Source organism: Paucibacter sp. PLA-PC-4 (assembly GCF_026241155.1).
GTDB lineage: Bacteria > Pseudomonadota > Gammaproteobacteria > Burkholderiales > Burkholderiaceae_C > Roseateles_E.
Genome location: NZ_JAPFGP010000012.1, coordinates 35,916 through 50,298 on the forward strand (window position 1 = coordinate 35,916; position 14,383 = coordinate 50,298).

Consider the following 14,383-nt stretch of genomic DNA (forward strand, 5'->3'; position numbering starts at 1 on the left):
TCAAGGTTGCCGTTTCGCAGGGCGCAAGGGGATGGTATCTATCCTTCTGCGCCGCGCTGAGGGCCTCACGGTGCCAGGTCATGCTCCCACTGCGGATTCAGCAGTGCGTACACCTCGTGGTCGCGCCATTGTCCGTCGATGAAGAGATAGCGCCGGCTCAGGCCCTCCTGGGCGAAGCCCAGGGCTTGAAGCACCGCCCGGCTGCGCTGGTTTTCGGGGCGCACGGCGGCCTGGATGCGGTGCAGGCGGACCTGGGCGCCGAACATCTCGGCGATCACGGCGCGCAGCGCCTCTCGCATCAAGCCCAGGCCCTGCGCCTGTTCGTCGAGGCTGTAGCCGAGGATGGCGTTCTGAAAAGCGCCTCGGGCGACCTGGGACAGATGAACCTGGCCGATCAGCCGGGCCGGGTCGTCGCGAAGGCTGAACCAATAGCGATAGGCGCTGCCGGCGGCAAAAGACTGCTCGCCCTGGGCGAGGCGTTCGGTCACCGCCGCGGACGCAAAGAAATCGGCCGGATAGGGCGGGTCCCAGCGTGCGAAATGGGCCATGTTGCGGGCTTGGTAGTCAACGACCGCGGCGGTCAGCGCGACCGTCGGCGCGCGCAACAGCAGGCGCTCGGTATGCAGCACGAAGGCGGGCATGGCGTTGCTCATGCGCTGGCGCGCAGCGGCGGCGCGAAGCGCAGCGCCATCGCGATGCGGTTCCAGGCATTGATGCCGGCCACGGCGGCGGTCAGAAAGCTCAAGGTGGCGGCGCCGAACTCGGCCAGCGCGCGCTCGTACAGCGCGTCGTTGGCACCGCCGTGGGGCGCCAGGGTCAGCGCCTCGGTCCAGGCCAGGGCGATGCGTTCGCGCTCGCTGTAGACCGGCGCCTCGCGCCAGGTGGCCAGCAGGTCCAGCTTGGCCGCCGGCACTTGGAGATCGCGGGCCACGTTCAGATGGAACTGCAGGCAAAAGGCGCAGCCATTGAGCTGCGACGCGCGGATCTTGATCAGCTCCTGCAGGTCCTTGGGCAGGCCTGAGGCGTTGACGGCCTGGCCCAGCGCGATCAGGGCCTCGCTGACGCCGGGCGTCAGGGCGGCGAACTCGGGACGGTCGATACGGGCTGCGGTCATGGGTGAATGCGGTTCAAAAAGGATGGCGGGATTATCGGCGGCGGGGCTGGGGCAATTTGTCCAAAGGCAATTTGTCCAATCGCGCACGGCGGGCATAACCCGAAGAATGGCCGCCTGTTGAGCCAGCGCAAGTTCGCAATCCCGTGGGCTTGCGCGGCCGCAAGGACTTCCATGGATGCTTTCATGATGGCCCGCATGCAGTTCGCGGCCAATATCACCTTCCACATCCTGTTTCCGACCATCAGCATCGCGCTGGGCTGGGTGCTTTTGTTTTTCCGCTGGCGCTGGCTCAAGAGCGGTGCGCTCGCCTGGCTGACGGCCTACCGCTTCTGGACCAAGGTGTTCGCGCTGACTTTTGCGCTGGGCGTGGTGTCGGGCATCACGATGAGCTTTCAGTTCAGTACCAACTGGCCCGGCTTCATGGAGCGGGCCGGCAATATCGCCGGGCCGCTCTTGGGCTACGAGGTACTGACGGCCTTTTTCCTCGAAGCCGGTTTCCTCGGTGTGATGCTGTTCGGCCATGGCAGGGTCAGCGAGCGTGTGCACCTGGGTGCCACCTGGATGGTGGCCCTCGGTACCACGCTCAGCGCCTTCTGGATCCTGAGCCTGAACTCCTGGATGCAGACGCCGCAGGGCTTTGAGATCATCAACGGTGAGTTCCATGCACTGAGCTGGACGGCGGTAATCTTCAATCCCTCCTTCCCCTACCGGCTGGCGCACAAACTGCTGGCCTCAGGCCTGACCGTTGCCTTCATCTTGGCCGGCGTGAGTGCCTGGCAGTTGTTGAAGGGCAAGGCCCAGCCCCATACCTCGCGGGTGCTGCGCGTCGGTTTGAGCCTTGCGGCGCTGCTGATCCCGCTGCAGATCCTGGTGGGCGATCTGCATGGTCTGAACACCTTGGAGCACCAGCCGGCCAAGATCGCCGCAATGGAAGGCGTCTGGCAGACCGAGCGCGGCGCGCCGCTGCTGCTGTTCGCCTGGCCCAACGAGAAGACCCGCAGCAATGACTATGCGATTGGCATCCCGAATGGCGCCAGCCTGGTGCTGACCCATCGCGCCGATGGAGAGATCCGCGGCCTGGACGAGTTCAAGGGCGCGCATCCGCCGGTGGCGCCGCTGTTCTTCGGTTTTCGCATCATGGTGGGTGTGGGCCTGCTGATGCTGGCGGCCAGCTGGCTGGGTCTGTGGCTCTACCGACGCCGCGGCTGGCAGGCCGAGCGGCTGCCGCGGCCGCTGCTGCGCCTGCTGGTGCTGATGAGTTTCTCCGGTTGGATTGCGACGGTGGCCGGATGGTATGTGACCGAGATCGGCCGCCAGCCCTACATCGTCTACGGCCTGCTGCGCACCGCCGATGTCGTCTCGACGACGCCGGCGCCGATGATCGCCGTCACGCTGGCCGGCTATCTGAGCCTGTACCTGGCCTTGCTGGTGGCCTATGTGGCGGTGATCAAGACCATGGCTGAGAAGCCGGTCGATGCCGGCTTGCCCCGGCAGGAGCCGCGCAATCTGAGGACCGCGTCATGAGCCCCGCCGCCAACGACTGGATGCCATTGGTTTTCATGGGCCTGATGGGCCTGGCCCTGCTGATCTATGTGGTGCTGGACGGCTATGACCTGGGTGTGGGCATGCTGATGGCCGGTGCCCCAGATGCGCATAAGGATCGCATGGTGGCTTCGATCGGCCCGTTCTGGGATGCCAACGAAACCTGGCTTGTGCTGGGCGTCGGGATTTTGCTGATCGCCTTCCCCAAGGCTCATGGCCCCATCCTGCAGGCTCTTTATCTACCGGTGGCCGTGATGCTCTTGGGGCTGATGCTGCGCGGCGTGGCCTTCGACTTCCGCGTCAAGGTGCAGGCGCAGTGGAAACCGCTGTGGAACCGTGCCTTCATGGCCGGCTCGCTCCTGGCCTCGATGGCTCAGGGCTGGATGCTGGGGCGCTACATCAGCGGCTTCGCCGAGGGCTTTGCCTACACGCTGTTCGCTGCGGTGATCGCGCTGGCGCTGTCGGCCGCTTATGCCTTGCTGGGAGCCGGCTGGCTGCTGATGAAGACCGAGGGCGAGCTGCAGGCCCGTGCGCTGCGCAGCGCCAAACGTGTCTGGCCGGCCGTGGTGCTGGGCCTGGCGCTGATCTCGCTGGCCACGCCCTGGATCAGCCCTACGGTGCGCGCGCGCTGGTTCGCGCTGCCCGAGCTGATCGCGCTGCTGCCAATCCCGCTGATCAGCGTCCTGGCCCTGTTGGCCCTGCGGGCGCTGCTGAACTCGCACCGGGTGCTGGGCAAGCTGTGCTGGCTGCCCTTCGCCCTCACGGTGCTGGTGATGCTGCTGGGCTTCTTCGGGCTTGCCTACAGTCTCTATCCCTTCGTGATGATGGATAGGATGACGATCTGGCAGGCGGCCGCGGCGCCGAAGTCGCTGCAGTTCATCCTGGTCGGCTGCGCGATCACCGTGCCGGTGATCCTTGCCTACACTGTGTTCGCCTACCGGGTGTTCTGGGGTAAGGCCGGCGATCTGCGCTATGGATGAGGGCTGAGCTCATCCGCCGCTGCCGCAAGTCATGCCGAGCAGATCGCAGTTCGTCGCCTGACGCTGGTGGCGGGGCGCCTGACTTTCGATACTGCGTGCATCGCGAATCTGGCGGTCCAGGGAGATATTCAAAATGAACAAGCGCTCGGCGTCAGCCACCTGCCATGCCCTGCTGGCTCCCTTGGTCGTGGTTGCCCTGTTGACGCCGGCCGTGCCGGTGCAAGCCAGCGAGCTGGTTAAGCTGGCGCGGCTTGTCGTCACTGGCAAGCGCCTGAGTCCCGAGCCGACGGCGGCCGAGCGGGCCCGCATCCAGCAGCTGCCGCCAGTGCTGATCGAAGGCCGGCGCAGCACCGACGGCCTGCAAGTCGCGGCCCAGCCGCGCGGATTGCCCAAGGCCATGTGATGCACCGAATCGATGTTCTGAAGCTGTTTTTGTCCCCATTGCCGGGCGCTAACGCACCATCTTCCGGCGTGGTCGTCAATCGTTGTGCGATAGACGCGCGCGCAGTGCTGCGGGGCTGATTTACCCCCTCCCGCACCGCCGCGTTTGCGCTCACACTGCGCGGCTTTGCGGGCCCCTGGTCTTCCAGGTCGGCAATCCCGCCAGCGATCGAGGACCAGAGATGAGTAGCAAGCAGTGGCGCAAGGGCGTGCCCTTTCATGCCGAGGTGGCGCCCTGGGTGCGCCATATGCCCCTGGTCGAAGAGTACCGCGAGAACCTGCTGCGCTTGCAAGCCGTCTGGGATAGCCTGGCACTGCTGGGCCAGATGAGCGGGGCCGCTGCCGATATTGCCCACACTCGAGCGGCTTTCGAGGCGCTGACCGCTCGGCTGCTGGACAGCCTGGCGCGGCGCCTGCTGGACAACGCCCGCCAGCGCCTGCAGGGGCAAGCCCAGGTGGCGATCGATATCCTCGTGCGCAATCTGTTCGAGCGCACGGCCGACGTCGGCTTTCTGGCCGCCGATGCGCCCTTGCGCACGCTGGCCTCCAGCGGCGATAAGGCGGCCGACGCGCGAGCCGCGCTGGAGGCGCGCTTCAGGGCTTATGTGGCCAAGTACTCGGTCTATGACGACATCATCCTGCTCTCGCCCCAGGGCCAGGTGCTGGCGCGGCTGGACCGTAGCGTCTCGGCCACGCACAGCGCCGACCCTCTGCTCGCGCAGGCCCTGCGTCCCGGCGTGCCCTACGCCCAGCGTCATGGCGCCACCGATCTGCTGGGCGGCCGCACAGGCCTGATCTTCGCCAGCGCGGTCCGGGGCGAGGAGGGCGGGGAGGCGCCCTGCGGGGTGCTGTGCCTGTCCTTCCGCCTGGCCGACGAGATGCGCAGCGTGTTCGCCCAGCTGCTGCCGCCCGGCGAGCGCACGGTGCTGACCCTGGTCGACGCCGAGGGTCTGGTGTTGCAGAGTTCGGACGCTTGGCAGATTCCGCCTGGCGCCCGTCTGCCGGCCGTCTCGGGACAGCGCCTGGTGTTTGCCGGGCGTGACTATCTGGCCGTCGCGGCGCCGGCCAACACGTATGAGGGCTATGCCGGGCCGGGCTGGTCTGCCGTGGCGATGGTGCCGGTCGAACAGGCTTTCGATAGGGAGCAGGCGGGGCAGTCGGATGCCGGCGAAGCGCTCACGGCGGGGCTCGACACCCGTGATCTGTTCGATGCCGAGCTGCACGGCATTCCGCTGGAGGCCTCGCGCATTCAGCGCGATCTGTCGCGCTCGCTGTGGAACGGCAGCCTGCGCAGCCGCTCACGGGCCGAGTCGGCCGGCTTTGCGATCACCTTGCTGGGCGAGGTCGAGCGCACCGGCCAGCGGCTGCGCCTTGTGTTCGAGCAGGCCATCGCCAATCTGCACCACTCGGCGCTGGCTGCGGTGTTCGACAGCGCGGTCTTCCATGCCCGACTGGCCATCGACATCATGGACCGCAATCTCTACGAGCGCGCCAACGACTGTCGCTGGTGGGCGCTGGACGCCGAGTTGCAGCGGCTGCTCAGCGGCGAGGCCACGGTGGCCCAGGCTGGCGAGCGCCTGCGCCACATCAATAGCCTCTACACGGTCTATGCACTGCTGGTGGTGTTTGACGCCGAGGGCCGGGTGCTCGCGGTGTCCGACCCCGCCCAGGCTCATCATCAGGGGCGGCGGCTGGACGCGCCTTGGGTGAGTGCCACCTTGGCGCTGCGTGACCGCGAACGCTATGCGGTCTCGCCTCATGCGGCCTGCGGGCTCTATGGCGAACACGGCGAGCGCCCCACCTATGTTTATGCCGCCGCGCTGCCGGCGCCCGACGATGCCAGCCGGGTGCTTGGCGGCATCGCCGTGGTGTTCGACGGCGAGCCGCAGTTCGCCGCAATGCTGCGCGACGCGCGGCCGCCCGGCGCCAGCGCCATGCTCCTGAGTCGCGACGGTCGTGTCGTGTCCTCGACCGACTCGCGCTGGCCGGTCGGCGGCAGCGGGCCGCTGGCCAGCGCCGATCTGGCGCTGGCGGCCGGCGAGACCCGCCGCTGCGAGCTCGAGATCGACGGCCTGGTTCATGCTGTGGGCATTGCGATGTCGGGCGGCTACCGTGAGTACCGGCGCGGCGCGACGCCCGGCGAGCAGGACGTGGCCGCGGTCATGCTGATGCCGTTGGGGCAGCGACTCGCGCCGTCCGCCGGCTTGCCGCCCGCGTTCGAGCCCGGGTTGTTCCGGCCCGAGCCCGGCACGGCGATGCTGGATGTGGCCAGCTTCATTGTCGATGGCCAATGGCTGGGCCTGCCGGCCCGGCAGACGCTGCAAGCACTGGAGCGCCCCCGCATCACCGGAATGCCGAATGCACCGGCGGCCCTGCTCGGCATGCTGAGCCATCAGGAACAGATGCTGCCGGTGTTGGACCTGGGGCGCCTGCTGTACGGCCGGTCCAGCGCGGCGAGCGAGGCGCCGGTGCTGGTGTGCCAGCGCGAGGGCGGGCAGCGCCTGGCGCTTTGCGTGCAGGAGCTGGGCCAGGTCTTCAGCGTCGCCGCCGAGTCTGCCCGGCCCAGCCCGACGCGCGGCGGCGCGGGTCGCGAGCGCCTGGTGCGCGGCGCGGCCGGCGGCCAGATGCTGACCCTGCTCGACGTCGAGGACGTGTGGCGCCAGCTCGCCGGCGGCGAGCTCGCTGCCGGACTGGACCTTATCGAGGGCTGATCAGGTCCAGCCCGGCGGGTTCGGGTGCAGCCGCGCCATCGCATAGCTGTCGACATAGCGACCGGCACGCAGCGCGTAGGCGCGCTGGCGCCCCTCGATCTCGAAGCCGAAGCGCTGATACAGCTTCAGTGCGCGCTCATTGTCGACAAAGACGCCCAGCTCAATGCGCAAGACCTGCCCCCAGTTGTCCGCATAGTCGAGCAGCGCCGTCATCAAGGCCTTGCCGACGCCGCGCCCCTGGGCCTGCGGGGCCACCGCAAGGCCCAGGTTCATCACATGGCGGCGGCGCAGCGCCGGGCCGGCGGCGTGCAGGCCGGCGCTGCCCACGACCTCACCGCCGGCCACGGCCACCAAAGGCAAGTCGCTGCCACCAGGCGTCAGATTGTTCTTCAGCCGCTGCTCCCATTGTTCGGTCGAGGCGTGGGGCAGTTGCAGCAGGCCCGCAAGCACCTCGGGGTGACTCATCAGCTGGGCCATGGCGGCGGCGTCGGCGGTCTGGCTGCGTCGTATCGTGATGTCCATGATGTCGTCCTTGTGGGATGGGTAAGTAAAAAAGCCCGCTGGATCTCAGCGGGCTCGGGTGGGATTCGGTGGGGTGCTAGCGTGGGGGCCTGCCGCTGTACCGGCCCCGGCGCGCATCGTCGAAGACGACGAGGCCCTGCATCTGCAGGAAGCAGATGACTAGAGTCGGGTGTTGATGGCTGGCGCGCAACATGCAAACAGTATGCGGGGCAGATCGCGGCAGCGTCAACCGGGCCTGCGTCGCGCCGCAGCGACAATAGCGCGATGCCTCGCCTGTCCACCATCGCCGCAGCCACGCCCAAGGTCGAAGAACAAAAAACGATCCGCCCGCGCGGCCAGCCGCAGCCTGCGCTGCGCTATGCGCTGCGGGCCGGGCCTAGCGCGATCGATGGCCTGGGTGTGTTCGCCGAGGAGGAAATCCCGGCGCGCCGCAAGATCGGCGAGATGCGCGGCGAGTCGATCTCGGTGCGTGAGGCGCGCCGGCGTGCCAAGGGGCGCGAGCGCATCCACATCGTCGAGGTCTCGCAGACTCGAGCTGTGGACGCAACGGACTCTCCCGAGCCGATGCGCAATATCAATCACTGCTGCGCGCCGAACGCCGTGCTGCGCATCCGCCAGGGCCGGGTCGAGTTTTATGCGCTGCGCGACATCGAGCCCGGCGAGGAAATCACCTGCCACTACGGCGACAGCCACCACGAGGGGCGGCTGCGCTGCCGCTGCGGCGCGCCGAACTGCAGCGGCAAGCTCTGAGCTGAGCGGCGTCCAGGCGGTGGTCAGTGCAGCGGCGCTTCCGGTGCCGGGTGCTGCAGCCAGAACAGGCGCAGGTCCTGCACCGAGAACAGCGCATCGTCGATGAGCACGTCCTGGTCCACCTCTTCGCCCTCGTCATAGGCTTCGACGATATAGGCCTCGCGCTGCTCGCCGGCCGGCATCGCGACGGCGGCCACCGACATCAGCATGGCGTCCAGCATCTGGCCGGCCTCGCTGTCGGTGTCGTGGACATACCAGTGTTGTTGGTTGTCTTCCACCGCCTGCATAAAGCCCTCCACCCACATCACGCCGGTGGGTGGCAGCTCGGCCAGCTGCTCGGCGCGCAACACGCCTTGCGACAGCAGCTCGGCCTTGGTGGCCTCGTCGAACTCAGTGATCAGCGGGCTCAGCTGCATCGCATCGGGCTGCTCGGCCAGCGGCTCGGGCGCCAAGTTGTCGGCGATCTCGTTCCAGCGCTCGTGCAGTGCGTCGGTGAAGGCCTCCAACTGGTCCTGCGCCTGCAGCGGCTCGGGCCAGTTTTCGCCGAACAAGGCGTCCATGGCCTGCAGCGGCGAGGCGACGACGGGACCGCAGATCAGCGCCGTCATATAGCCGTCCAAGGTGTCGATCGGCACCGCCTCTTCGTCCTCGCTCGACTGTGCGGCAAGAATATTCAGCAGGGCGGCCAGGCGCTCGGCGTTGTCATGATCCAGGGTGTCGCTCACAAGCGCCTCCTCAAAAAGCAAAAAGAACAGGGGCCCCGAGGGGCCCCCGTGTATGGAATATCGTAGCCGCGTTTTGGGGCGCTCAGAGCCGTTCGCTGACCCAGGCTTGCACGCCGGCCAGGGCCGCAGGCAGGGCCTTGGAGTCGGTGCCGCCGGCCATCGCCAGATCGGGCTTGCCGCCACCCTTGCCGCCGACCTGCAGCGCGACGAAGTTGACCAGGTCGCCGGCCTTGATCCTGGCCGTGCTGTCGGCCGTCACGCCAGCGGCAAGCTGAACCTTGTCGCCGTCAACGGCGGCCAGCACGATGGCGGCGGTCTTGAGCTTGTCCTTGAGCTTGTCCATGGTTTCGCGCAAGGTCTTGGCATCGGCGCCGGGTAGCAGGGCCGCGAGGACCTTCAGGCCCTTGACGTCCACCGCCTGGGCCAGCAGCTCATCGCCCTGGGCCGAGGCCAGCTTGCTTTTGGCGGCGGCCAGCTCCTTCTCCAGCGACCTGACCTGGTCCAGCACCGCATGGATGCGTTGCTCCAGCTCAGCGGGTGCGGTCTTCAAGCTGCCGGCAACGGCCTGCACGGTGGCTTCCAGTGACTGCAAATAAGCCAGCGCGTTGTCGCCGGTGACGGCTTCGACGCGGCGCACGCCGGCGGCCACACCGCCCTCGGCGACGATCTTGAACAGGCCGATATCACCGGTAGCCTTGACGTGGGTGCCACCGCACAGTTCCTTGGAGCTGCCGATGCTCAGCACGCGCACGGTCTCGCCGTACTTCTCGCCGAACAGCATCATTGCGCCGCTCTTCTGGGCATCGTCCAGCGCCATGACCTCGGCCTTCGCGCCGGCGTTGGCCAGAATCTCTGCGTTGACGATGGCCTCGACTTTGGCGATCTGCTCTGCCGTCATCGGCGCGTTGTGCGCGAAGTCGAAGCGGGTGCGCTCGGCGTTGACCAGCGAACCCTTTTGCTGCACATGCGTGCCCAGCACCTCGCGCAAGGCCTTGTGCATCAGATGAGTGGCGCTGTGGTTGCGCACGGTCTTGGCGCGCGCCTCGGCATTGACCTTGGCGACGAACAGGTCGCCGACCTTGACGCCGCCTTCCAACACGCGGCCGTGATGGCCGAACACATCGGCCTGGATCTTCAGCGTGTCCTCGACGGCAAAGCGGCTGCTGTTGTTACGCAGCTCGCCGGCATCGCCCGCCTGGCCGCCGCTCTCGGCGTAGAAGGGCGTGTGGTCCAGCACGACGACGGCGTCGTCGCCAGCCTTGGCTTCCTCGACCGGCACACCATCCACATAAACGGCGGTGACCTTGGAGGTCTCACAGACCAGGTGCTCGTAACCGTGGAATGCCGTGGGTGCGCCCTTGTACTCAAGGCCGGCGGCCATCTTGAACTTGCCGGCCGCACGGGCCTGCTCGCGCTGGCGCGTCATGGCGGCGTCGAAGCCGGCCTGGTCCACGGTGACGCCGCGCTCGCGGCAAACATCGGCGGTCAGGTCGACGGGGAAGCCATAGGTGTCGTGCAGCTTGAAGGCGGTTTCGCCGTCAAACACGGTCTCGCCCTTGGCCAGCGCAGCTTCGAGGATCTCCATGCCGTTGGCAATGGTCTGGAAGAAGCGCTCCTCTTCTTGCTTCAGTACTTCGGTCACGCGGACCTGGGCCAGGCGCAGCTCGGGGTAGGCATCGCCCATCTGGTTCACCAGCTCGGCGACGATTTTGTGGAAGAAGGGGGTGCGCGCGCCGAGCTTGTAGCCATGGCGGATCGCGCGGCGGGCGATGCGTCGCAGCACATAGCCGCGGCCCTCGTTGCCCGGGATCACACCGTCGACGATGGTGAAGGAGCAGGCACGGATGTGGTCGGCGATCACTTTCAGCGAGGCGCTGTCGGCATCGCAGTTGCCCGCCCCGGCGCCGTCAACGGCGGCTTTCGCGGCGCCCAGCAGGCCGACAAATGTGTCGATCTCGTAGTTCGAGTGAACATGCTGCAGCACCGCGGCCAGGCGCTCCAGGCCCATGCCGGTGTCGACGCTGGGCTTCGGAAGGCGGTGCATCACACCGTCTTCGGTGCGATTGAACTGCATGAAGACGTTGTTCCAGATCTCGATGTAGCGGTCGCCGTCCTCATCCGGGCTGCCCGGAGGGCCGCCGGCGATCTCGGGGCCATGGTCGTAGAAGATCTCGGTGCAGGGGCCGCAAGGTCCGGTATCGCCCATCATCCAGAAGTTGTCGGACATATAGCGGCCGCCCTTGTTGTCGCCGATGCGCACGATGCGCTCGGCGGGCACGCCCACCACCTTGTTCCAGATCTCGTAGGCCTCGTCGTCCTCGGCGTAGACGGTGACCCACAGCTTCTCGGCCGGGAGCATGAACTTGGTCGTCAGCAGCTCCCAGGCGTACTGGATCGCGTCGTGCTTGAAGTAGTCGCCGAACGAGAAGTTGCCCAGCATCTCGAAGAAGGTGTGGTGGCGCGCGGTGTAGCCCACGTTGTCCAGGTCGTTGTGCTTGCCGCCAGCACGGATGCACTTCTGGCTGGTGGTCGCACGGCTGTAGGCGCGCTTGTCAAAGCCCAGGAACACGTCCTTGAACTGGTTCATGCCCGCGTTGGTGAAGAGCAGCGTCGGGTCATCGCCGGGTACGACCGGGCTGGAGGAGACGATCTGATGCCCTTTGGACTCAAAGAACTTCAGAAAGGTTTGGCGAATCTCAGCTGCTTTCATTCCGGGGCTTTCCTAGCGCACCGCCGGCTTGAGTCCGGCGGTAAATGCTTGATTTTTCGGGGATTTCGATTATAGGGCGGGCCTCGCCCGGCGGCGTCGCGCCAGCGGTTAGAGTTGCACCATCACCGCGTCGATGGAGAGATTCAAGATGGACCACGTGTCACCGCTGAGCGCGCTGGACGATGCCAGCCTGCTGAAGACCCAGGCCCTGATCAATGGCGAATGGGTGTCGGGCAAGAGCACCTTCGCCGTCCACGATCCGGCTACCGGTGGCCACTTGGCAGATGTCGCGAACCTGGGCCAGGCTGAGACCGAAGCCGCGATCGCTGCGGCCAACAACGCCTGGGTGGTCTGGCGGGGCAAGACCGCCAAGGAACGCGCCGCCATCCTGATGCGCTGGCAGCAGTTGCTGGTCAAGCATGCCGATGATCTGGCCCGCATCATGACTGCCGAGCAGGGCAAGCCGCTGGCCGAGGCCAAGGGCGAGGTGGTTTACGGCGCCAGCTTCATCGACTGGTTCGCCGAGGAGGGCAAACGTGTCTATGGCGAGACCATCCCGACCACCGACAACAACAAGCGCTATCTGGTGCTCAAGCAGGCCATGGGCGTCTGCGCGGCGATCACGCCCTGGAATTTTCCGATCGCAATGATCACCCGCAAGGTCGCGCCGGCGCTGGCCGCCGGCTGCACAGTCATCATCAAGCCGGCCGAGCAGACGCCGCTGTCGGCGCTGGCGGTGGCTGAGCTGGCCCAGCGCGCCGGCATGCCCTCGGGCGTGCTCAACGTGCTGACGGCTGACGGGGAGGGCTCGATCGCGATCGGCAAGCTGCTGTGCGAGAGCGATGTGATACGCCACCTCTCCTTCACCGGCTCGACGGAGGTCGGCCGCATCCTGATGCGCCAATGCGCGCCGACGATCAAGAAGCTGTCGCTGGAGCTGGGCGGCAACGCGCCCTTCATCGTCTTCGACGATGCCGATATCGACAGCGCCGTCGAGGGCGCAATGGCCAGCAAGTACCGCAACGCCGGTCAGACCTGCGTATGCGCGAACCGTCTTTATGTTCAGGAGTCGGTCTACGAACAATTCGTCGAGAAGCTGGCGGCCAAGGTGGCCGGCATCAAGATCGGCAATGGTTTCGAAGCTGGCGTCAGCCAGGGCCCCTTGATCGACGATCTGGCTGTCGCCAAGGTCGAGACCCATGTGGCCGACGCGCTGGCGCTGGGTGCTCGCCTGGTGGCCGGTGGCAAGAAGCGGCCTGATCTGGGAGCGCGCTTTTTCGAGCCGACGCTGCTGGCCGATGCCAGCGCGCAGATGCTGTGTTCGCGAGAGGAGACCTTCGGCCCGGTGGCGCCGGTCTTCAAGTTCAAGACCGAGGCGGAGGTCGTGGCCCTGGCGAATAACACTGAGTTCGGCCTGGCCAGCTATTTCTACAGCCGCGACATCGGCCGCATCTTCCGGGTCGGCGAGGCCTTGGAGTACGGCATGGTGGGTGTCAACACCGGCCTGATCTCGGTGGCCGAGGTGCCGTTTGGCGGCGTCAAGCAAAGCGGCCTGGGTCGCGAGGGCTCTCGCCACGGCATCGAGGACTATGTTGAGATGAAGTACCTCTGCCTGGGCGATATTCTGAAGTAATCAGCCGCTTGGCGGCTCGTCATTGGCCGCCCGCTTGGTCGGGCTGCGAGGCAGCGGCGGCGCGCTCGCATGGGCTGCGGCGTTGGTGGCCTGGCGCAGCAGGGTCTCGGCGTCTTGCGCGCCGCCCGGATAGAGGCTGAGCCCCACCCGCGCGCCGACGCTCAGCGATTGGCCAGCCAGATGCAGCGGCTTTTGCAGCGCCGCAGCCAGCTTCAGCGCAACCCGCTCGGCATCCTCGGGCTGCTCGGTCGAGGCCAACAGCACGCCGTAGCTGTCGCTGCCCAGGCTGACCACCACATCGCTGGCTCGCACGCCGGCGCGCAGTCGCACTGCCAGGCGCCGGCGCAGCACATTGACGCTCTCGCGGCCCAGGCGCTCGCGCACCTTGCTCAGGCCTGAGATGCGCAGCACCAGCAGGGCCATCGGCGAGGGTTCGCGCTGGCGCAAGGCCAGCAGATGGTGAATGTGGTCCAGCAGTTGGGCACGGGTCGGCAGGCCGGTGTCCAGATCGGTGGCATAGGCTTTGCGCGCGCTGCGGTCCAGCCGGTGGCGCTCAATGGCCCAGCGCAGGCTGCGTGCCAGCCCATGTTGACCCCATTGGGTCTGCAGCACGACATCCTGCACGCCGCGCTGCAAGAGCTCCAGCGCCACCGGCGCCGGGCACGCTGGGCTCAGCACCAGCACCGCCGCCTCCTGCACAGCATGCGACAGCGCCGCCCAGGCTGTCAAGCCGGCCGCGCGCTCGCTCGGCAAGGCCGCCAGCAGCGCGTCATGGGGATGCTCGCCCAGCAGCAGGGCCGCTTCCTCCAGGCTGGCGCAGCGCTGCAGCTTGAAGCGCCCCCACTCGGTCGCCCCCAACTCGGCTGCCAGGATGGCCGGACTGTATTCGTCGACCCATAAAACCTTGAAGGCTGTGCTCTGGCTCAAGACCCGGCTCCGCTGCTCTTTATAAATTCCCAACAGGCATTAGACGCGATGGCAGCTGCCGATGCTGCTGGGGATTCCACCGCCGGGATAGACAGGCTCGCAACCCAGCAACGAGAGGGCGAGGTGGGGCATGCAGGAGCAGGAGGCACCAATACGTTGTCAAGGCGGCTGGTCGGCCCGCGCACGGGCCATGGCGGTGCTGCTGACGGGACTCTCGCTGACCCTGGCCGTCCTGCGGCACTCCGGGCGCGCGGGACAGCGCCGGCTCGCTGCTCTCGGCCGCCGATCGCCAGCTCTACAGGGCCAAGGCCCAGGGCCGCGCGGGTGT

12 protein-coding genes are annotated in these 14,383 nt (G+C 67.1%); 6 read left to right on the forward strand and 6 right to left on the reverse strand.

Annotated elements, in window-relative coordinates; translation table 11 throughout:
- Positions 1-65: 65 nt before the first annotated feature.
- A complete protein-coding gene (locus OOZ63_RS18265) occupies positions 66-653 on the reverse strand; it encodes a GNAT family N-acetyltransferase (RefSeq protein ID WP_266007035.1) in 588 nt (195 codons plus the stop codon).
- On the reverse strand, positions 650-1,114 hold the full coding sequence (locus tag OOZ63_RS18270; RefSeq protein WP_266007036.1) for a carboxymuconolactone decarboxylase family protein: 465 nt from the start codon (positions 1,112-1,114) through the stop codon (positions 650-652). Before OOZ63_RS18270 ends, OOZ63_RS18265 begins: the two co-directional genes overlap by 4 nt.
- 171 nt (positions 1,115-1,285) lie before the next feature.
- Between OOZ63_RS18270 and OOZ63_RS18275 the strand changes: the two genes are divergently transcribed.
- From OOZ63_RS18275 to OOZ63_RS18290, 4 genes are all read left to right on the forward strand, one after another.
- On the forward strand, positions 1,286-2,638 hold the full coding sequence (locus tag OOZ63_RS18275; protein ID WP_266007038.1) for a cytochrome ubiquinol oxidase subunit I: 1,353 nt from the start codon (positions 1,286-1,288) through the stop codon (positions 2,636-2,638).
- Entirely contained in the window at positions 2,635-3,636 is a 1,002-nt protein-coding gene (locus OOZ63_RS18280; protein ID WP_266007039.1) for a cytochrome d ubiquinol oxidase subunit II, read from the forward strand. Before OOZ63_RS18275 ends, OOZ63_RS18280 begins: the two co-directional genes overlap by 4 nt.
- 133 nt (positions 3,637-3,769) lie before the next feature.
- On the forward strand, positions 3,770-4,039 hold the full coding sequence (locus OOZ63_RS18285; RefSeq protein WP_266007040.1) for a hypothetical protein: 270 nt from the start codon (positions 3,770-3,772) through the stop codon (positions 4,037-4,039).
- A 220-nt stretch (positions 4,040-4,259) separates the two neighbouring features.
- Entirely contained in the window at positions 4,260-6,788 is a 2,529-nt protein-coding gene (locus tag OOZ63_RS18290; protein WP_266007041.1) for a chemotaxis protein CheW, read from the forward strand.
- On the opposite strand, the gene OOZ63_RS18295 is transcribed toward OOZ63_RS18290, so the two are convergent.
- On the reverse strand, positions 6,789-7,310 hold the full coding sequence (locus OOZ63_RS18295) for a GNAT family N-acetyltransferase (protein ID WP_266007042.1): 522 nt from the start codon (positions 7,308-7,310) through the stop codon (positions 6,789-6,791).
- A 264-nt stretch (positions 7,311-7,574) separates the two neighbouring features.
- On the opposite strand from OOZ63_RS18295, the gene OOZ63_RS18300 reads away from it, so the two are divergent.
- Positions 7,575-8,060, forward strand: a complete 486-nt coding sequence (locus OOZ63_RS18300) for an SET domain-containing protein (protein ID WP_266007043.1) — start codon at positions 7,575-7,577, stop codon at positions 8,058-8,060.
- 23 nt (positions 8,061-8,083) lie between these two features.
- Here OOZ63_RS18300 and OOZ63_RS18305 read toward each other — a convergent pair whose 3' ends face one another.
- The gene (locus OOZ63_RS18305; protein ID WP_266007044.1) at positions 8,084-8,785 is read right to left on the reverse strand and encodes a UPF0149 family protein; all 702 of its coding nucleotides are present in this window, start codon (positions 8,783-8,785) and stop codon (positions 8,084-8,086) included.
- Positions 8,786-8,867: 82 nt separating this feature from the next.
- Positions 8,868-11,495 carry an alanine--tRNA ligase gene (gene alaS, locus OOZ63_RS18310; RefSeq protein WP_266007045.1) on the reverse strand — a complete coding sequence of 876 codons (2,628 nt, stop codon included), beginning with the start codon at positions 11,493-11,495 and terminating at the stop codon, positions 8,868-8,870.
- 148 nt (positions 11,496-11,643) lie between these two features.
- Between alaS and OOZ63_RS18315 the strand changes: the two genes are divergently transcribed.
- Positions 11,644-13,128 (forward strand): NAD-dependent succinate-semialdehyde dehydrogenase, encoded by a 1,485-nt coding sequence (locus tag OOZ63_RS18315; protein ID WP_266007046.1) that lies wholly within the window; start codon positions 11,644-11,646, stop codon positions 13,126-13,128.
- Here OOZ63_RS18315 and OOZ63_RS18320 read toward each other — a convergent pair whose 3' ends face one another.
- Positions 13,129-14,055, reverse strand: coding sequence for a diguanylate cyclase domain-containing protein (locus OOZ63_RS18320; RefSeq protein WP_266007047.1), 927 nt, complete (start codon positions 14,053-14,055; stop codon positions 13,129-13,131).
- Positions 14,056-14,383 lie beyond the last annotated feature (328 nt).